Annotated in this window: 17 protein-coding genes, 1 other RNA gene and 1 pseudogene; 12 read left to right on the top strand and 7 right to left on the bottom strand. The window is 60.4% G+C overall.

Translation table 11 applies throughout. The annotated features are described in order from the left end of the window. Positions 1-164: 164 nt before the first annotated feature. Entirely contained in the window at positions 165-1,142 is a 978-nt protein-coding gene (locus tag AB7M22_RS25595; protein ID WP_454188152.1) for an NADPH:quinone oxidoreductase family protein, read from the bottom strand. A 150-nt stretch (positions 1,143-1,292) separates the two neighbouring features. Between AB7M22_RS25595 and AB7M22_RS25590 the strand changes: the two genes are divergently transcribed. Next, positions 1,293-1,700: a flagellar basal body-associated protein FliL gene (locus AB7M22_RS25590; protein ID WP_019580533.1), complete on the top strand. Its 408-nt coding sequence runs from the start codon at positions 1,293-1,295 to the stop codon at positions 1,698-1,700. A 141-nt stretch (positions 1,701-1,841) separates the two neighbouring features. Here AB7M22_RS25590 and AB7M22_RS25585 read toward each other — a convergent pair whose 3' ends face one another. Then, entirely contained in the window at positions 1,842-2,294 is a 453-nt protein-coding gene (locus AB7M22_RS25585) for an EVE domain-containing protein (RefSeq protein WP_454188151.1), read from the bottom strand. Positions 2,295-2,494: 200 nt separating this feature from the next. On the opposite strand from AB7M22_RS25585, the gene AB7M22_RS25580 reads away from it, so the two are divergent. Beyond that, complete coding sequence (locus AB7M22_RS25580) at positions 2,495-2,644, top strand: hypothetical protein (protein ID WP_007899400.1); 150 nt, start codon at positions 2,495-2,497, stop codon at positions 2,642-2,644. A gap of 35 nt (positions 2,645-2,679) precedes the next feature. Here AB7M22_RS25580 and AB7M22_RS25575 read toward each other — a convergent pair whose 3' ends face one another. The 4 genes from AB7M22_RS25575 to AB7M22_RS25560 form a co-directional block, all read right to left on the bottom strand. After that, positions 2,680-3,285: a 5-formyltetrahydrofolate cyclo-ligase gene (locus AB7M22_RS25575; RefSeq protein WP_454188150.1), complete on the bottom strand. Its 606-nt coding sequence runs from the start codon at positions 3,283-3,285 to the stop codon at positions 2,680-2,682. 84 nt (positions 3,286-3,369) lie between these two features. After that, positions 3,370-3,548: non-coding RNA, 6S RNA (gene ssrS, locus AB7M22_RS25570), on the bottom strand. 30 nt (positions 3,549-3,578) lie between these two features. After that, positions 3,579-3,896, bottom strand: coding sequence for a cell division protein ZapA (locus AB7M22_RS25565; protein ID WP_007899404.1), 318 nt, complete (start codon positions 3,894-3,896; stop codon positions 3,579-3,581). Continuing rightward, a complete protein-coding gene (locus AB7M22_RS25560; protein WP_007899405.1) occupies positions 3,893-4,102 on the bottom strand; it encodes a TIGR02449 family protein in 210 nt (69 codons plus the stop codon). The genes AB7M22_RS25565 and AB7M22_RS25560 overlap by 4 nt, the downstream gene beginning before the upstream one ends. Positions 4,103-4,227: 125 nt before the next feature. Here AB7M22_RS25560 and AB7M22_RS25555 point away from each other — a divergent pair, with 125 nt between their 5' ends. The 9 genes and pseudogenes from AB7M22_RS25555 (at position 4,228) to gcvH (ending at position 13,347) form a co-directional block, all read left to right on the top strand. After that, positions 4,228-4,782, top strand: coding sequence for a YecA/YgfB family protein (locus tag AB7M22_RS25555; protein WP_008012538.1), 555 nt, complete (start codon positions 4,228-4,230; stop codon positions 4,780-4,782). A 27-nt stretch (positions 4,783-4,809) separates the two neighbouring features. Further along, positions 4,810-6,144, top strand: a complete 1,335-nt coding sequence (pepP, locus tag AB7M22_RS25550; RefSeq protein WP_454188149.1) for a Xaa-Pro aminopeptidase — start codon at positions 4,810-4,812, stop codon at positions 6,142-6,144. Then, positions 6,141-7,328, top strand: a complete 1,188-nt coding sequence (ubiH, locus tag AB7M22_RS25545; protein ID WP_008012541.1) for a 2-octaprenyl-6-methoxyphenyl hydroxylase — start codon at positions 6,141-6,143, stop codon at positions 7,326-7,328. The genes pepP and ubiH overlap by 4 nt, the downstream gene beginning before the upstream one ends. A gap of 16 nt (positions 7,329-7,344) precedes the next feature. Continuing rightward, positions 7,345-7,434: pseudogene (locus AB7M22_RS25540) on the top strand (tetrameric acyl-CoA thioesterase); the annotation flags it as partial. Positions 7,435-7,443: 9 nt separating this feature from the next. Beyond that, positions 7,444-8,661, top strand: coding sequence for a 2-octaprenyl-3-methyl-6-methoxy-1,4-benzoquinol hydroxylase (locus AB7M22_RS25535; RefSeq protein WP_454188858.1), 1,218 nt, complete (start codon positions 7,444-7,446; stop codon positions 8,659-8,661). Between the two features lie 249 nt (positions 8,662-8,910). Then, the gene (locus tag AB7M22_RS25530) at positions 8,911-9,915 is read left to right on the top strand and encodes an extracellular solute-binding protein (RefSeq protein ID WP_454188148.1); all 1,005 of its coding nucleotides are present in this window, start codon (positions 8,911-8,913) and stop codon (positions 9,913-9,915) included. A 140-nt stretch (positions 9,916-10,055) separates the two neighbouring features. Next, complete coding sequence (locus tag AB7M22_RS25525; protein WP_454188147.1) at positions 10,056-11,672, top strand: ABC transporter permease; 1,617 nt, start codon at positions 10,056-10,058, stop codon at positions 11,670-11,672. A 155-nt stretch (positions 11,673-11,827) separates the two neighbouring features. After that, complete coding sequence (gcvT, locus tag AB7M22_RS25520; protein WP_454188146.1) at positions 11,828-12,910, top strand: glycine cleavage system aminomethyltransferase GcvT; 1,083 nt, start codon at positions 11,828-11,830, stop codon at positions 12,908-12,910. Positions 12,911-12,960: 50 nt separating this feature from the next. Then, entirely contained in the window at positions 12,961-13,347 is a 387-nt protein-coding gene (gene gcvH / locus AB7M22_RS25515; protein ID WP_192344978.1) for a glycine cleavage system protein GcvH, read from the top strand. 84 nt (positions 13,348-13,431) lie between these two features. Here the strand turns inward: gcvH and AB7M22_RS25510 are convergent, their stop codons facing one another. Further along, positions 13,432-14,571, bottom strand: a complete 1,140-nt coding sequence (locus AB7M22_RS25510) for a DegT/DnrJ/EryC1/StrS family aminotransferase (protein ID WP_454188145.1) — start codon at positions 14,569-14,571, stop codon at positions 13,432-13,434. A gap of 153 nt (positions 14,572-14,724) precedes the next feature. On the opposite strand from AB7M22_RS25510, the gene gcvP reads away from it, so the two are divergent. Further along, complete coding sequence (gene gcvP, locus AB7M22_RS25505) at positions 14,725-17,598, top strand: aminomethyl-transferring glycine dehydrogenase (RefSeq protein ID WP_454188144.1); 2,874 nt, start codon at positions 14,725-14,727, stop codon at positions 17,596-17,598. Positions 17,599-17,687: the final 89 nt, after the last annotated feature.

Raw genomic sequence — 17,687 nt, 5'->3', positions numbered from 1 at the left:
TGTTACAGTTTCGTTACCGAAAATAGCACCGGTTCGCATCGGCAAAACAGCGGAAATGTTGGAGATCGCATGTTCCTTTATGAACATGTCGCTCAGGTATAAATGAGGGTCGGTGTAGGGATGACGGAGCCAGGTCGCAGGGCTGCGACCTGGCTAGAAAATAATCAGCGAACCTGCACGACCACTTTCCCGACCGCCTTGCGCTGGCCAAGATCATTGATGGCCTGGCCCGCGTTGCTCAGGGGATACACCTGAGACACTAGCGGCTTCAACTTGCCCTCGGCAAACCAGCCAAACAACTGCTGGAAGTTTGCCGCGTTGTCCTGTGGCTGGCGCTGGGCAAAGGAGCCCCAGAACACGCCGACTACCGCGGCGCCTTTGAGCAGCGCCAGGTTCACTGGCAGCTCCGGGATTCGTCCGCTGGCGAAACCGATCACCAACAGACGGCCGTTCCAAGCAATGGCGCGGATCGCCTGGTCGAACAGGTCGCCGCCCACCGGATCGTAGATCACGTCGGCGCCCTGGCCGTCGGTCAGGCGTTTGATCTCGTCCTTGAGGCTGGTTTCGCTGTAGTTGATCAACTCATCGGCACCGGCAGCCTTGGCCACCGCGAGTTTTTCTGCGCTGCTGGCGGCGGCTATAACTCGAGCACCCATGGCTTTGCCGATTTCCACCGCGGCGAGGCCGACACCGCCGGAAGCGCCGAGCACCAGCAAGGTTTCGCCAGGTTGCAGGTTGCCCCGTTGCTTGAGGGCGTGCATCGACGTGCCGTAGGTCATGCTGAATGCGGCGGCGATGTTGAAGTCCATTGATGGCGGGATCGGCAGCACGTTGTAGCCCGGCACCGCGACCTGCTCGGCAAAACTGCCCCAGCCAGTCAGGGCCATGACCCGGTCACCGACCTTGAGGTGGTTGACCTTTTCGCCTACCGCACTGACCACGCCGGCCGCTTCGCCACCCGGAGAAAACGGGAAGGGCGGTTTGAACTGGTACTTGCCCTCGATGATCAACGTGTCCGGGAAATTCACCCCAGCCGCATGCACGTCCAGCAGGATTTCATTCTTCTTCGCGACAGGACTGGCGACGTCTTCCAGCACCAGCGATTCGGCAGGGCCGAAGGCTTTGCACAGCACGGCTTTCATCAGGGCTATTCCTTTGGGAGTGATGGCCGATAAGTGTAGGTGTGTGAGTCATTGGGTCAACGAGCATGCCCGACCCTGATAGTCAGCCATAAGCTTGTGCTTGAGCGGCGGGCCGTTATGCTTGGCCGCAAACCGGATAAGGAGCGAATTGTGAAAGCGTGGATCATGTTGATGCTGGCCCTGTCTCTGCCCGTGGCAGCGATGGCCGAAGAAGCCAAAGAAGGTGAAGCCCCGAAGGTCAACTACATCACCCTGAGCCCGCCATTCGTGGGCAACTATGGGCTGGACGGCACGCCGAAGCTCAAGGTCTACAAGGCCGATGTGGCGTTGCGGGTGACCGGTGACGAGGCGACCAAAGCGGTAAAGGCCAATGAGCCATTGATCCGTAATCAGCTGGTGGCGTTGTTTGCCCAGCAGACCACTGAAACCATGAACAACGTCGAAGCCAAGGAAAAGCTGCGTCAGGAAGCCTTGAAGCAGACCCAGCAAGTGATGAACGACGAAACCGGCAAGCCGGTGGTTGAGGATTTGTTGTTCAACAACCTGATCATTCAATAAGTCTTTTGCTGTCCGGGCGGGCCTCATCGCGGGCAAGCCCGCTCCCACAATGATCTCCAGTGAATGCAGCCTTTGCATCCACCCCAGATCCCTGTGGGAGCGGGCTTGCCCGCGATGACATTCGAAGTAGCGCTGGAGATTTCATGGTTTGAGTGCAATCACCGCCGCCCACTGCTCGGCTGTCACTGGCATCACCGATAGCCGCGAACCCTTCTGCACCAGTGGCATCTCGGCCAGCGCCGTTTGCTGCTTCAGATAATCGAGCTTCAGCACCTTGGGAAACGTCTCGACATGCGCAACATCAATCGCGCTCCAGGCGTTTTTCTCGGCAGTGGCCTTCGGATCGAAGTAATGACTCTCCGGCTCCAGTGCCGTCGGGTCCGGGTACGCGGTTTCGACAATCTTTCCGATCCCGGCAATCCCCGGCTCCGGGCAACTGGAGTGATAGAAGAAAAACTCGTCGCCCACCGCCATGGCGCGCAGAAAGTTGCGCGCCTGATAGTTACGAACCCCGTCCCAGCGCGCTCGGCCAAGCTTCTCCAGGTCTTTGATCGAGAGTTCGTCGGGCTCGGATTTCATCAGCCAATAGGCCATGGTTTTGCTCCTTGCGAGGTGAGTGGGCAAGTTGTCGGGCAATTTTATGACAAACCGACAGTCGGTTGACGCCAGCGTTTGCGTGTCGGTTCACGTTGTCGCAAAATGCCGGCCTTCCAAGCTTGACGCTGCTGCACGGCCTACACCTAAACGGAAACCGCTGCTGTCATCGTGTTGATGTGCCTTGAGGGGGGCTATCGATGAAACGCAAACCGGATTTACTATGGATATTGGTTATTTTGTTCGGTTTGGGCGTCGTGACCACCGGCTATGCCCAAAGCCTGTGGGCCAACAAGACCGATGCTCCCGTCGAGATCGCGCAGCAACAGCCGTCGGCCTTCAAACGCTGAACCTGTCTTTTGGACGCCGCTGATGTCAGTGGCGTCTAGTCCGCGAAATACCACGCCTTGTCCGTGACTGTTCCCTGCAGCGGCACATCCCAGCTCGCCTGAGCCAAACGTTGAACCTTCTGACATTCATGGGCCAGGCCCAGCAGCGTCGGCTTGCGCCAGTTTTTGCGGCGCGCCAGGTACGCCAGGCTTCGGTCGTAGAAACCACCGCCCATTCCCAGGCGTCCGCCGACATCGTCAAACCCCACCAGCGGCAACAACACCAGGTCAAGCGCCCAGACCTTGCGTTGTCGGGCGATGTTGTGCCGAGGTTCGGGGATGCGAAAACGGTTGGGTTTGAGCTTTTCGCCGGGACGAATCCGCTGGAACACCATTTTGGTTCTTGGCCAGGCACTGAGCACTGGCAGATACGTCGCCTTGCCCCGACGTTGCGCGGCACGCATCAGCAGGCGCGGATCGATTTCACCGTCGGTGGGCAGGTATAGAGAGATGTGTTTTGCGCGACGGAACAGCGGGTGCCGGGCCAATTGTTTATACAGCCCGCGAGCGGCCTCGCGCTGCTGACAAGGGGTCAGTGCGCGGCGGGCCTTGCGCAGCATGCGTCGAAGTTGCGGGCGGGGCAGCAGCGCAGGTTCGGTCATGGATTCAGGCTTCGAGGTGCGAGTACTAAAGCGTACCCGTAAAAAAGCCGATGCCGGTATTTAAACCGGCATCGGACTGGAATCAGGCTCCCCGGATGAACCGCTGTCGACTTAGCCCTTGAACCCGAAAGTTCAAGGTGGAAGATGCAGTAGGCTTTAAGGCTTTCCGTCTAGCGGACATGCACACCAGCCCAACGTGCAACCTCCAGGGTAGTGCGAATCGGCTCAGGGACGTCGTCAACTGGCAAGCACCCCAGGGAGTGATGCGAGTATACCCCAAGCGGTTTCGCGTTTCAGCCCTTGGTGACATCCGGATCGGTCGACAGCACCAGATCGACGCGGTCCAGCAGGTCGCGAACTTGCTCGCGGGTCGAACCGCTGGCCTGCACATCCGGGCGTTCTTCCTTGTGCAGAAGATCGTGCGTGATGTTCAGTGCGGCCATCACGGCGATGCGGTCGGCGCCGATGACTTTGCCGCTGCTGCGAATTTCGCGCATCTTGCCGTCCAGATAACGGGCAGCGCTCACCAGGTTGCTGCGCTCTTCCTGGGGGCAAATGATCGAATATTCTTTGTCGAGGATCTGCACGGTAACGCTATTGCTTGAACTCATGAGTCTTGCTCCAGGGCCTTGAGGCGCGAAATCATCGATTCGACCTTACGCCGGGCGATTTCATTTTTTTCAATGAGGTGCGCGCGTTCTTCGCGCCAGCTCTTTTCCTGAGCTAATAGGAGTCCATTCTGACTCTTTAGTTGCTCGACTCGAGTAATTAGCAGTTCGAGTCTGGCCATCAGCGCTTGCAGGTCGGTGTCTTCCATTGTGTCCACGTGTTCGTCTGATGGGTGGTAGCTGGCGGACAGCCTTTAATAGTCTTGGCGAGTCTGTCGATGTAGGATACAAGGCCTTCATTCTAGACATAGCGCCGTCTGGCGCCTAGCTGCCCATGCCCATTCAGAATTCTCCGTACCAAGCCTTTGCCACCCTGCTGAGCACCAGCGGCCATCCCGTCTCGCCTGCCGAACTGCACGGCCTGTTGCTCGGCCGCAGTTGCGCCGGTGCCGGCTTCGAAGCCGACAGCTGGTTGGCCGATGCCGCCGAGCTGCTCGAAGGCGAGCCGCAAGACAACGTTCGCAACGCCTTGATCGGCCTGCAAGAGATGGTCAAGGGTGAGCTTACCAGCGACGACATGACCGTTGTTCTGCTGCTGCCGACCGATGACGCGCCGCTTACCGAGCGTGCGGCCGCACTGGGCCAGTGGTGCCAGGGCTTCCTTACCGGCTTCGGTCTGACCCGCCGTGAATATGCCTTGAGCACTGAAGCCACCGAAGTGCTGCAGGATCTGGCGGCCATTGCCCAAGTGCAAGACGCGCTGGAAGAGTCCGACGACGGCGAAAGCGACTACATGGAAGTGATGGAGTACCTGCGCGTCGCTCCGTTGCTGCTGTTCACCGAAACCAAGAAAACCGACGAAGCGGCTGCCAAACCGTCGTTGCATTAATCGCGTGCCAGGGAAAGCCATCTGCCCATGATTCATATCCCGAAATCGGAATACAGCCGTCGCCGCAAGGCGCTGATGGCGCAGATGGAACCCAACAGCATCGCCATCCTGCCTGCCGCCGCGGTGGCCATCCGCAACCGTGACGTCGAGCACGTCTACCGTCAGGACAGCGACTTCCAGTACCTCAGCGGTTTCCCCGAGCCTCAAGCCGTCATCGTCTTGATGCCCGGCCGTGAGCATGGCGAATACGTGCTGTTTTGCCGGGAACGTAATGCCGAACGGGAATTGTGGGACGGCTTGCGCGCCGGCCAGGAAGGCGCGATCCGCGACTTCGGCGCCGATGACGCATTCCCCATCACCGATATCGACGACATCCTGCCGGGCCTGATCGAAGGCCGTGACCGGGTGTACTCGGCCATGGGCAGCAACCCGGAATTCGATCGGCACCTGATGGACTGGATCAACGTGATCCGCTCTAAAGCGCACCTCGGCGCCCAGCCGCCGAACGAATTCGTTGCCCTGGATCATCTGCTTCACGACATGCGCCTGTATAAATCGGCGGCAGAAGTGAAAGTGATGCGCGAAGCCGCACGGATTTCCGCCCAGGCACATATTCGTGCAATGCAGGCCAGTCGTGCCGGTTTGCATGAATTCAGTCTGGAAGCCGAGCTCGATTACGAGTTCCGCAAGGGCGGGGCGAAGATGCCGGCCTATGGCTCGATCGTCGCGGCGGGGCGCAACAGCTGCATCCTGCATTACCAGCAAAATGACGCGGTGCTCAAGGACGGCGATCTGGTGCTGATCGACGCCGGTTGCGAGATCGACTGCTACGCCAGCGACATCACCCGCACCTGGCCGGTCAACGGCAAGTATTCCCCGGAGCAGAAGGCGATTTACGAGTTGGTGCTGGCTTCCCAGGAAGCAGCGTTTGCCGAGATCGCGCCGAACAAACACTGGAATCAGGCGCACGAAGCCACGGTCCGGGTGATTACCGCCGGTCTGGTGAAGTTGGGCCTGTTGCAGGGCGACGTCGACGAGTTGATCGCCAGCGAAGCCTACAAAGCATTTTACATGCACCGCGCCGGCCACTGGCTGGGCATGGATGTGCACGATGTCGGTGAATACAAGGTCGGCGGCGAATGGCGCGTGCTGGAAGTCGGCATGGCGCTGACGGTCGAGCCGGGCATTTACATTGCTGCGGACAACCAGAACGTAGCGAAGAAATGGCGCGGCATTGGCGTGCGCATCGAGGACGACGTAGTGGTCACCAAAACCGGTTGTGAAATCCTGACTAACGGCGTGCCGAAAACGGTCGCCGAGATCGAAGCCTTGATGGCCGCCGCACGGACACAAGCGGCATGAGTCGAGTCAATCTGGCAATTATCGGTGGTGGCCTGGTCGGCGCCAGTCTGGCGTTGGCGTTGCAGGCTGGGGCCAAGGCCCGTGGCTGGAAGATCGTGCTGATCGAGCCGTTTGCCCCCGGCGACACCTATCAACCGAGTTATGACGCCCGCTCTTCGGCGCTGTCCTTCGGTGCACGACAGATTTATCAACGGTTGGGCGTGTGGCAGGAAATCTCCCGCCGCGCCGAGCCGATCAAGCAGATTCATGTCTCCGACCGTGGACGTTTCTCCACCGCGCGGCTGTCGGCGATGGAAGAGGGCGTTCCGGCGCTGGGTTATGTGGTTGAAAACGCCTGGCTTGGCCAATGCCTCTGGCAAGGACTGGACAAGGACGTGATCAGTTGGCGCTGCCCGGCGGAAGTTACCCGCATGGAGCCGCTGACCGACGGCTATCGTCTGACGCTCAACGATGAAACCATCCTGGAATGCGACCTTGCGGTGCTCGCCGATGGCGGCCGTTCCGGCTTGCGTGAGCAACTGGGGATCGGCATCAAGAAACGCCCGTATAACCAGAGCGCGCTGATCGCCAATATCACCCCGAGCGAAGCGCACAACGGCATGGCTTTCGAACGCTTCACCGACGACGGCCCGATGGCCTTGCTGCCGCTTCCGGAAAACCGCTGCGCCTTGGTCTGGACCCGCCTGGGCATGGACGCGCAACGGTTGGCAGCCCTTGATGACCGCAGCTTTCTCGGCGAGTTGCAGGGCATATTCGGCTATCGCCTCGGCACGCTGAAGCAGGTCGGCGCCCGGCATTTGTATCCGTTGTCGCTGATCGAGGCCGAGGAACAAGTCCGCCCGCATCTGGCGATCCTCGGCAACGCCGCTCACAGCCTGCATCCGATTGCCGGGCAAGGGTTCAACCTGTCGTTGCGTGACGCCCAGGCGCTGGCCGACAGTTTGTTGGGCAGCGAGACAGCGCCCGGCGACTTCGCCACCTTGCAGGCCTATCGCGAGCGTCAGCGAATGGATCAGAACCTGACCGTGGGCTTCTCCGATCAGGTCACCCGGTTATTCGGCAGCACTCAGCCGCTGGTTTCCCTGGGCCGCAACATCGGCCTGCTTGGCCTTGATCTGCTGCCACCGGCCAAGCGCTGGTTTGCCCGGCAGGCCATGGGGCTGGGTACGCGTCCCGATGCTTGAGTGGCTGGCGAACCCAGTCGAAATTCACGACGACGCAGGCACCTTGGTGGCGTGCGTCGAGAGAACCCTTTACGTGCGGCTCAAGCCGCAAGCGAGACAGGCTTAAAGCATGGAAATGCGCGCAGATCTGCTGATTGTCGGGGCCGGAATGGTCGGCAGCGCCCTGGCGCTGGCGTTACAAAACAGCGGGCTCGAAGTCCTGTTGCTGGACGGCAGTCCCCTGAGCGTCAAGCCCTTCGATGGGCAAGCTCCGTTCGAACCGCGGGTGAGCGCCTTGTCGGCCGCCAGCCAGCGAATACTCGAACGCCTGGGTGTCTGGGATGGCATCGCCAATCGACGCAGCAGTCCTTACACCGACATGCACGTCTGGGACGGCAGCGGCACCGGGCAGATTCATTTCTCGGCGACCAGCGTGCACGCCGAAGTGCTCGGGCACATCGTCGAAAACCGCGTGGTGCAGGACGCCTTGCTCGACCGATTGCACGACTGCGATCTCGGGATGCTGGCCAATGCGCGTCTGGAGCAGATGCGCCGCTCCGGTGACGACTGGTTGCTGACCCTGGCCGATGGCCGCACCTTGCGGGCACCTTTGGTGATCGCGGCGGATGGCGCCAACTCGGCCGTTCGGCGCCTGACCGGCGTTGCGACTCGCGAGTGGGATTACATGCATCACGCGATCGTTACCAGTGTGCGCAGCTCAAAATCTCATCAAATGACCGCCTGGCAGCGTTTCACCGACAATGGCCCGCTGGCGTTTCTGCCGCTGGAGCGGGACGGCCGGCAGGATTGGTGCTCGATCGTCTGGTCGACCACGCCGAGCGAAGCCGAGCGCTTGATGGCGCTGGATGACGAAGGCTTCTGCAAGGAGCTGGAGCGGGCCTTCGAGGGCTGCCTCGGCACGGTGCTCAGCGCCGACCCGCGTCTGTGCGTGCCGCTGCGTCAGCGTCATGCCAAGCGTTACGTGGCTGAAGGCCTGGCGCTGATCGGCGACGCGGCCCATACCATCCATCCGCTGGCCGGGCAGGGCGTGAACCTCGGTTTCCTCGATGCCGCGGTGCTGGCCGAAGTGCTGCTGCAAGCGGCCACGCGCGGCGAGCGGTTGGCGGACGTGAAAGTGCTCAGTCGCTATGAGCGTCGGCGCATGCCCCACAATCTGGCATTGATGGCGGCGATGGAAGGGTTCGAGCGACTGTTCCAGGCCGATCCGTTGCCGGTGCGCTGGTTGCGTAATACCGGGTTGAAGATGGTCGACCAGATGCCCGAGGCCAAGGCGTTGTTCGTCCGTGAAGCGCTTGGGTTGATTGGGGATTTGCCGGCGTTGGCCAAGGCCTGAGATCTTCGCTGGGGCTGATGGCCTCTTCGCGGGCAAGCCTCGCTCCTACAGGATCTTCAGCGCTCACACCTAGTGCATTAACACCTGAATACCTGTGGGAGCGGGCTTGCCCGCGATGGCGGCAGATCAGCCACCTCATATCCCTAACTGTGCAACATCCGGTAACTCCTCCACTCACTGTTCGATTGAGAAGCGAAATGTGAGTCCTTATCATTTGGCCCCACTTTCCCCATTCGAGAGACCGCTTCCATGTTGGCACCCAAGCGTCTACTGACCGCACTGGCCCTGACCCTGATTGGCAGCACCGCCGCCCAGGCCGCCGACGAGGTGGTGGTTTACTCCTCGCGTATCGATGAGCTGATCAAGCCAGTCTTCGATGCCTACACCCAGAAAACCGGCGTGCAGGTGAAGTTCATCACCGACAAGGAAGCGCCGCTGATGCAGCGGATCAAGGCAGAGGGCGAAAATGCCACCGCCGACCTGCTGCTGACCGTCGACGCCGGCAACCTCTGGCAGGCCGAGCAGATGGGCATCCTCCAGCCGTTCACGTCCAAGGTGATCGATGCCAACATTCCGCTGCAATACCGCGCTTCCTCCCATGCCTGGACCGGCCTGAGCCTGCGGGCGCGGACCATCGCCTACTCCACCGACCGGGTGAAACCCGGTGAGCTGACCACCTACGAGGCGCTGGCCGATAAGCAGTGGGAAGGCCGCCTGTGCCTGCGCACGGCGAAGAAGGTCTACAACCAGTCCCTGACCGCCACGATGATCGAAGTCCATGGCGCCGAGAAAACCGAGAAGATCCTCAAGGGCTGGGTCAACAACCTGTCCACTGACGTGTTCTCCGACGACATTGCCGTGCTGGAGGCGATCAACGCCGGTCAGTGCGATGTCGGCATCGTCAACACTTACTACTACGGCCGTCTGCACAAACAGAAGCCGGACCTGCCGGTGAAGCTGTTCTGGCCGAATCAGGGCGACCGTGGCGTGCACGTCAACCTGTCGGGCATCGGCCTGACCAAACACGCACCGCATCTGGAAGCTGCCAAGGCGCTGGTGGAATGGATGACCACGCCTGAAGCACAGAAGATTTTCGCTGACGTGAACCAGGAATTCCCGGCCAATCCTGCCGTTCAGCCTTCAGCTGAAGTAGCGAGCTGGGGCAAATTCGTGGCCGACACCTTGCCGGTAGAAATCGCCGGCAAGCGTCAGGCCGAAGCGATCCGGCTGATGGATCGGGCTGGCTGGAACTGAGTCTGTTGTTTTAAAGGTCAAAAGATCGCAGCCTGCGGCGGCTCCTACCGGGTGTACATCATCCCAATGTAGGAGCTGCCGCAGGCTGCGATCTTTTTGCGGTTTGCATACACTTCGTTGATTTACCCGAGAGCTTTTCCTTGGCCCACCCCGCCCAACGCCGCTGGTATCCTCTGGTCTTCGCCATTGCTGCGCTGGTCCTGCTGCCCCTGAGTGTCCTGCTTCTTTCCTGGCAAACCATCGATCAGCAGATCTGGTCCCACTTGTGGGACACCCAGATGCCGCGACTGCTGGGCAATACCCTCACGCTGGTCCTCGGCGTCGGTTTCGGCGTAACGCTGCTGGGCGTCAGCCTGGCCTGGCTCACCAGCCTCTGCGAATTCCCCGGGCGGCGTTGGCTGGACTGGGCGTTGATGTTGCCCTTTGCGATTCCTGCTTACGTGCTGGCATTCGTCTTCGTTGGCCTGCTGGATTTTGCCGGCCCCGTGCAAACCTTGCTGCGCGAATGGTTCGGCAGTGGCCTGAGGCTGCCCCGAGTGCGCTCCACCAGCGGTGTGATTCTGGTGCTGGTGCTGGTTTTCTATCCGTACGTTTACCTGTTGGCGCGTACCGCTTTCCTGGCTCAGGGCAAAGGCTTGATGGAAGCAGCGCGAGTCCTTGGGCAATCCCCGTGGCAGGCGTTCTGGCGAGTGGCGTTGCCCATGGCACGTCCGGCCATTGGCGCGGGAGTGGCGTTGGCGCTGATGGAAACCCTGGCGGATTTTGGTGCGGTGTCGGTATTCAACTTCGACACGTTCACCACCGCTATCTACAAAACCTGGTATGGCTTTTTCAGTCTTTCCACGGCCGCGCAACTGGCCAGCCTGTTGCTGTTGGTGGTGATGATCGTACTGTATGGCGAGCGCCGTGCCCGTGGGGCCAATCGGGCGAGCAACGAACGACCGCGGGTCAAGGCGTTGTATCACCTGCGCGGGGTCAAGGCGCTGGCGGCCATGAGCTGGTGTGGTCTGGTATTTGCCTGCGCCTTCGTCATTCCCGTGCTGCAACTGATGGTGTGGTTCTGGCAACGTGGGCGCTTCGATCTGGATGAGCGTTATGCCGGATTGATCATCCACACCCTGTACCTGGGCGGCATGGCGGCGTTGATCACCGTCAGTGTCGCTCTGGTGCTGGCCTTTGCCCGTCGATTGGCGCCGACCCGGGCGATCCGTTCCGGCATCAGTCTGGCCAACCTTGGCTACGCCTTGCCGGGCTCGGTGCTGGCGGTGTCGATCATGCTGGCGTTCAGTTACCTGGATCGCGAACTGGTGATCCCGCTGTCGGGATGGCTTGGCGGCGCGGGCAAACCGTTACTGCTGGGCAGTCTGTCGGCGTTGTTGCTGGCCTATCTGGTGCGTTTTATCGCGGTGGCCTATGGACCGCTGGAAAGCAGCCTGGCGCGAATACGGCCATCTTTGCCCGAAGCAGCACGTAGCCTTGGCGTCAGTGGGCCACGACTGTTTTTCAAAGTGTATCTGCCGTTGCTGCTGCCGGGCACATTGAGCGCAGCGTTGCTGGTGTTCGTCGATGTGCTCAAGGAAATGCCCGCGACCCTGCTGATGCGCCCGTTTGGCTGGGACACGCTGGCGGTGCGGATCTTTGAAATGACCAGCGAAGGCGAGTGGGCGAGGGCCTCGTTGCCGGCACTGACCCTGGTGTTGGTCGGGTTGTTACCGGTCATCGGATTGATCCGACGTTCGGCGCATCGAAACGCGTAGGTGTCAGTCCTACACCTTGCGGCTACAATGCGCGGCATTCGGTGCGGTCCGTCTTTCAGACCGGGTCGCTGAAACGGCTGAAAGCCTTTATTTCAAGGCATTTCAACCCGGACAGCGCCTGTCCGCACCTTCGCCACGCCCGGAAGGAGAAACCCATGGGACAGCGTACGCCTCTGTATGACCTTCATCTCGCCCTCGGCGCGAAGATGGTCGATTTTGGCGGTTGGGATATGCCTCTGCATTACGGCTCGCAGGTCGAGGAACACCATCAGGTGCGCCGCGATTGCGGGGTTTTCGATGTATCCCACATGACCGTGATCGATGTTGACGGCCCCCAGGCTAAGGCCTGGCTTCAGTATTTACTGGCCAATGACGTCGAGCGTCTGCACAGCCCCGGCCGTGCCTTGTACAGCGCCATGCTCAACGAGCACGGCGGCATCGTCGACGACATGATCGTCTACCGCCTCGAGGAAGGTTATCGCCTGGTGGTGAACGCCTCCACCCGTAATCAGGACCTGGCCTGGATGCAAGCTCATCTCGGCGACTTCGATGTGCGGCTCAACGAGCGCTCCGAGTTGGCGATGCTGGCCATTCAAGGGCCTCACGCCCGGCACAAGATTGCCGAACTGGTGACTCAGTCCCGTGGCACGCTGATTCAGCAGCTCAAATATTTCGAAGGTCAGACCGACGGTGACTGGTTCATCGCGCGCACCGGTTACACCGGTGAGGATGGTCTGGAAATCGTGCTGCCCGCCGATCAGGCACCGGGCTTTTTCAACGATCTGGTGGGTGCGGGTATTTCCCCGATCGGCCTCGGCGCCCGCGATACCTTGCGTGTTGAAGCCGGCATGAACCTCTACGGTCAGGACATTCATCAAGAAGTCTCGCCATTGGCCTCCAACATGGCCTGGAGCATTGCCTGGGAACCGGCCACGCGCCAGTTCATTGGCCGCACTGCCCTGGAAGCCGAGCAGGCCGCTGGCGTACAGCACAAACTGGTGGGTCTGGTCCTGGAAGAACGTGGGGTTTTGCGGGCGCATCAGGTGGTTCGCATCGCCGATGTTGGCGAAGGGGAGATCACCAGTGGTAGTTTCTCTCCTACGCTTAGCAAGTCGATTGCACTGGCGCGCGTGCCGGTGGCCACCGCCGACCGCGCCGAAGTGGAAATCCGTGGCAAGTGGTACCCGGTTCGAGTGGTCAAACCGACCTTCGTACGCCACGGCAAAACCTTGATCTAACTATTTTTGGCGGGCAATGACCGCTGACATTTTTCTTGAGGACACAGAACATGAGCGAAATCCCTGTCGACCTGCGTTTTGCCGAAAGTCACGAATGGGCCCGTCTAGACCATGATGGCGGCGTGAAAGTGGGTATTTCAGACCATGCTCAGGAAGCCTTGGGTGACGTAGTGTTCGTTGAGCTGCCGGAAATCGGCAAAGTGTTCGCTGCCGGCGAGGCTGCGGGTGTCGTCGAGTCGGTCAAGGCTGCCTCCGATATCTACTCGCCAGTTTCCGGCACAGTCATTGCCGTCAACGAAGAGTTGGCCAACAACCCTGAACTGGTCAACAGCGCGCCTTATGACAGCTGGTTCTTCAAGCTCGAGCCAAGCGATACCACCGAACTGGACAATCTGCTGCTCGATGCAGTTGCCTACAAGGCCGCCATCGGCGAGTAATTCATGTGGGAGCGAGCCTGCTCGCGAAAGCGGTGTGTCAGTAAACATTTATGCCAACTGACACGCCCACTTCGCGAGCAGGTTCTACGGCTTTAGAACGGTTTTCACAGCGACCACCGAACGCTCGACATCCGCTTTATCCATGGCCGTGAACATCGGCAGCGAGACGATCAGTCGTCCGACCCGTTCGGCTACCGGGAACATGCCTTCCTTGAACCCGCGTTCGCGGTAAAGACTCAGCAGGTGGATTGGCGGGTAGTGATAGCCGATACCGACGCCCAGTGCCTGCATCTGCTCCATGAAAGTAGCCCGTGCCGGTTTGCCATCCTGGCGCTCCGGGAGCACCAGCTGGAACAAATGCCAATTGCTGTTCTCGAAATCCGCCGGGGGCAGTTGAGCCCCGTATTGCGCTTCGAAGTCTGCGCCAAAACAGGCGAAATAATGTTTGGCCAGCTCACGACGATGAGCGGTGATCGCCTCGATGTGGGCAAATTGCCCCAGGCCAATGGCTGCCGCGACATCAGTCATGTTGAACTTGCCGCCCAGCACGTCAACGTCCAGCCCATCGAAACCGCTGCGGGTGACGCCCTGTAACCGGTACTTTTCCGCCAACCGCACTTCCTCGGCATTGTTCAGCACCAGGCAACCGCCCTCCGAGCAGGTGACGTTCTTGTTCGCCTGGAAACTGAAGGACACGAAATCGCCAGTCGCACCGATTCGCTGCCCGTTCCAGCTTGAACCCAAGGCTTGGGCTGCATCTTCCAGCACTCGTAAACCGTGCTTCTTTGCCAGCGCGTAAAGGCGCGTCATGTCCACGGGCAATCCCGCGAGAAACACTGGGATGATGGCTTTGGTGCGCGGGGTAATCGCAGCTTCAAGCTGCGCCATGTCGATATTGCGGGTGACCGGGTCGATATCGGCAAACACTGGCGTAGCGCCAACTTCCAGAATCACGTTGGCGGTGGCCACCCAGGAAATCGGCGTGGTGATCACTTCATCGCCCGGTCCGACTCCGGCAATGCGCAATGCGATCTCCATGGTACAGGTGCCGGAATTGAACGTACGCACCGGGCGCCCGCCAAAATATTCCGAGAGTTGCGCTTCAAAAGCCTGCACCTTGGGGCCACTGGTAATCCAGCCCGAGCGCAGCACATCGCTGACAGCAGCAATCGTGGCTTCATCAATGGTGGGTTTGGAGAAGGGCAGGAAAGGCAGTTGGCTCATAAATGTGGATACCCGGTCAGCGAACGTTTATAGGCGCCGAGCATGATGATCCGGATTGACCAACGGCGCCACGCCATCGGTGCGGGTATCGACTGCTATGCTGGTTTGACCGCATTGCATCGACGCCGAGCGCCAGTCAAGAGAGAGCCCGTCATGTCCCAGTTGCCGTCCTTGAGCCAGTTACGCGACCCCAATACCTTCCTGCGCCGCCATCTGGGCCCCGATGCCGCCGAGCAGCAGGCGATGCTCGACAGCCTTGGTCTTGGCAGCCGGGTCGAGCTGATCGAGCAGACGGTGCCGCCGGGAATCCGCCTCAACCGGCCACTGGACTTGCCACCGGCCCTCGACGAAGAAGCCGCGCTGGCCAAGCTGCGGGGCTACGCCGAGCAGAACCAGGTCTGGACCAGTCTGATAGGCATGGGATACCACGGCACCCTCACGCCGGCCGTCATCCTGCGCAACGTGCTGGAAAATCCCGGTTGGTACACCGCCTATACACCCTATCAACCGGAGATCGCTCAAGGCCGCCTCGAAGCGTTGCTGAATTTCCAGCAGCTGACCATCGACCTGACCGGCCTGGAACTGGCCAACGCCTCGCTGCTGGATGAAGCCACGGCGGCAGCCGAGGCCATGGCGCTGGCCAAGCGCGTGGCCAAATCCAGAAGTAACCTGTTTTTCGTCGATGAGAATTGCCACTCGCAGACCATTTCCGTGGTGCGAACCCGGGCCGAAGGGTTCGGTTTCGAACTGATCGTCGACGCTGTGGATAACTTGAAACAGCACCAGGTGTTCGGCGCGCTGCTGCAATATCCCGATACCCACGGTGAAGTGCGTGATCTGCGCCCATTTATCGATCATCTGCATGCCCAGCAAGCCTTGGCCTGTGTGGCGACCGATCTGCTAAGCCTGCTGTTGCTGACCCCGCCGGGGGAGCTGGGTGCTGACGTGGTGTTCGGTTCGTCCCAGCGCTTCGGCGTGCCCATGGGTTACGGCGGTCCCCACGCGGCTTTTTTTGCCAGTCGCGACGAGTACAAACGGGCGATTCCCGGGCGGATCATCGGCGTGTCGAAAGATGCTCGCGGCAACGTCGCCCTGCGCATGGCCCTGCAAACCCGCGAGCAACATATCCGCCGGGAGAAGGCCAATTCCAACATCTGTACCGCCCAGGTGCTGCTGGCCAATATCGCCAGTTTCTACGCGGTCTACCATGGCCCGGAAGGGCTCAAACGGATTGCCCAGCGCGTCCATCGGCTGACCTGCATCCTCGCTGCCGGCCTGGAGCGTCATGGGATCATTCGTCTCAACCAACATTTCTTCGACACCCTGACCCTGGAGGTCGGTGGCACTCAGACCGCGATCATCGAAAGTGCCCAGGCGGCGCAGATCAACTTGCGCATTCTCGGCCGTGGGCAACTGGGGCTGAGCCTCGACGAAACCTGTGACGAAACCACCGTGGCGAAGCTGTTCGATGTGTTTCTCGGGGCCGATCATGGGCTCAACGTCGACGAACTGGACGCTGAAACCCTGGTGTCCGGTATTCCTGCCGGGTTGCAGCGCAGCACGCCTTATCTGCGTCATCCGGTGTTCAACGCTCATCACAGCGAAACCGAAATGCTGCGTTACCTCAAGCAACTGGAAAACAAAGACCTGGCGCTCAACCAATCGATGATCCCGCTGGGCTCCTGCACCATGAAGCTCAATGCCACCAGCGAGATGATCCCCATCACCTGGCCGCAGTTCGCCAACCTGCATCCGTTCGTGCCGAAAGAGCAGGTGGTGGGTTATTCCTTGATGATCGCGGAACTGGAGCGCTGGCTCTGCGCGATCACCGGTTTCGATGCGATCTGCATGCAACCCAACTCGGGCGCTCAGGGCGAATACGCTGGATTGTTGGCGATTCGCAAATATCACGAGAGCCGCCATCAGGGCGCGCGGGATATCTGCCTGATCCCGTCCTCGGCCCACGGCACCAATCCGGCTTCGGCGCAAATGGCCGGGATGCGGGTGGTGATCGTCGAGTGCGACGAGGGAGGTAATGTCGATCTGGATGATCTGAAGGAAAAGGCCACGGAGGCGGGGGATAAACTCGCCTGCCTGATGGCGACTTATCCTTCGACCCATGGGGTCTACGAGGAAGGCATCAGCGAGATCTGTGAAGTTATCCACAGCCATGGCGGTCAGGTGTACATGGATGGCGCCAACCTCAACGCGCAGGTTGGATTGGCACGGCCGGCAGACATCGGTGCCGACGTGTCGCACATGAACCTGCACAAAACCTTCTGCATTCCCCACGGCGGTGGCGGACCGGGGATGGGCCCGATCGGCGTTCGGGCGCACCTGGCGCCATTCGTTGCCAATCACCCGGTAGTGCCAATCGATGGCCCGCTGCCGGAAAACGGCGCAGTGAGCGCGGCACCTTGGGGCAGCGCAAGCATTCTGCCCATCAGCTGGATGTACATCGCGATGATGGGGCCGCAACTGGCGGATGCGAGCGAGGTGGCGATTCTCGCCGCGAATTACCTGGCGCAGCATTTGGCCGGCGCATTTCCAGTGCTCTACACCGGGCGCAACGAGCGAGTGGCCCACGAGTGCATTCTCGATTTGCGACCGCTCAAGGCGCAGACCGGCATCAGTGAAGAGGACGTTGCCAAACGCCTGATGGACTACGGCTTCCATGCGCCGACCATGTCATTCCCGGTGCCGGGGACGTTGATGGTCGAACCGACCGAGAGTGAATCGAAGGCGGAGCTGGACCGTTTTATCGGCGCGATGCTGAGTATCCGCGCGGAAATCACCGAGGTGCAGAACGGCAACTGGCCGGCAGAGGACAACCCGCTGAAACGCTCGCCGCATACCTTGGCCGACATCACCGGGGTTTGGGAGCGGCCGTACAGCATTGAGCGGGCGGTGACGCCGGATGCTCACACCAAGGCCCATAAGTACTGGCCGGTGGTGAACCGTGTGGACAATGTCTACGGTGACCGCAATCTGTTTTGCGCGTGTGTGCCGGTGGATGAATACCGCTGAAGTCGCTGTCCCCTGTAGGAGCGAGGCTTGCCCGCGAAAGCGATTTAACATTCAACATTTATGTCGACTGATTCACCGCTTTCGCGGGC

The sequence above is a fragment of the Pseudomonas sp. ADAK2 TE3594 genome (genome assembly GCF_053628675.1).
Note: the sequence above shows the minus strand (reverse complement) of the source record. Positions and strands in the feature narration are given on the sequence as shown.

Coding starts and splice junctions, on each gene's coding strand:
- AB7M22_RS25595 (WP_454188152.1), bottom strand. CDS start 1,142: ATGAAAGCCGTGCTGTGCAAAGCCTTCGGCCCTGCCGAATCGCTGGTG.
- AB7M22_RS25585 (WP_454188151.1), bottom strand. CDS start 2,294: ATGGCCTATTGGCTGATGAAATCCGAGCCCGACGAACTCTCGATCAAA.
- AB7M22_RS25580 (WP_007899400.1), top strand. CDS start 2,495: ATGAAACGCAAACCGGATTTACTATGGATATTGGTTATTTTGTTCGGT.
- AB7M22_RS25575 (WP_454188150.1), bottom strand. CDS start 3,285: ATGACCGAACCTGCGCTGCTGCCCCGCCCGCAACTTCGACGCATGCTG.
- AB7M22_RS25565 (WP_007899404.1), bottom strand. CDS start 3,896: ATGAGTTCAAGCAATAGCGTTACCGTGCAGATCCTCGACAAAGAATAT.
- AB7M22_RS25560 (WP_007899405.1), bottom strand. CDS start 4,102: ATGGAAGACACCGACCTGCAAGCGCTGATGGCCAGACTCGAACTGCTA.
- AB7M22_RS25555 (WP_008012538.1), top strand. CDS start 4,228: ATGCCCATTCAGAATTCTCCGTACCAAGCCTTTGCCACCCTGCTGAGC.
- pepP (WP_454188149.1), top strand. CDS start 4,810: ATGATTCATATCCCGAAATCGGAATACAGCCGTCGCCGCAAGGCGCTG.
- ubiH (WP_008012541.1), top strand. CDS start 6,141: ATGAGTCGAGTCAATCTGGCAATTATCGGTGGTGGCCTGGTCGGCGCC.
- AB7M22_RS25535 (WP_454188858.1), top strand. CDS start 7,444: ATGCGCGCAGATCTGCTGATTGTCGGGGCCGGAATGGTCGGCAGCGCC.
- AB7M22_RS25530 (WP_454188148.1), top strand. CDS start 8,911: ATGTTGGCACCCAAGCGTCTACTGACCGCACTGGCCCTGACCCTGATT.
- gcvT (WP_454188146.1), top strand. CDS start 11,828: ATGGGACAGCGTACGCCTCTGTATGACCTTCATCTCGCCCTCGGCGCG.
- gcvH (WP_192344978.1), top strand. CDS start 12,961: ATGAGCGAAATCCCTGTCGACCTGCGTTTTGCCGAAAGTCACGAATGG.
- AB7M22_RS25510 (WP_454188145.1), bottom strand. CDS start 14,571: ATGAGCCAACTGCCTTTCCTGCCCTTCTCCAAACCCACCATTGATGAA.
- gcvP (WP_454188144.1), top strand. CDS start 14,725: ATGTCCCAGTTGCCGTCCTTGAGCCAGTTACGCGACCCCAATACCTTC.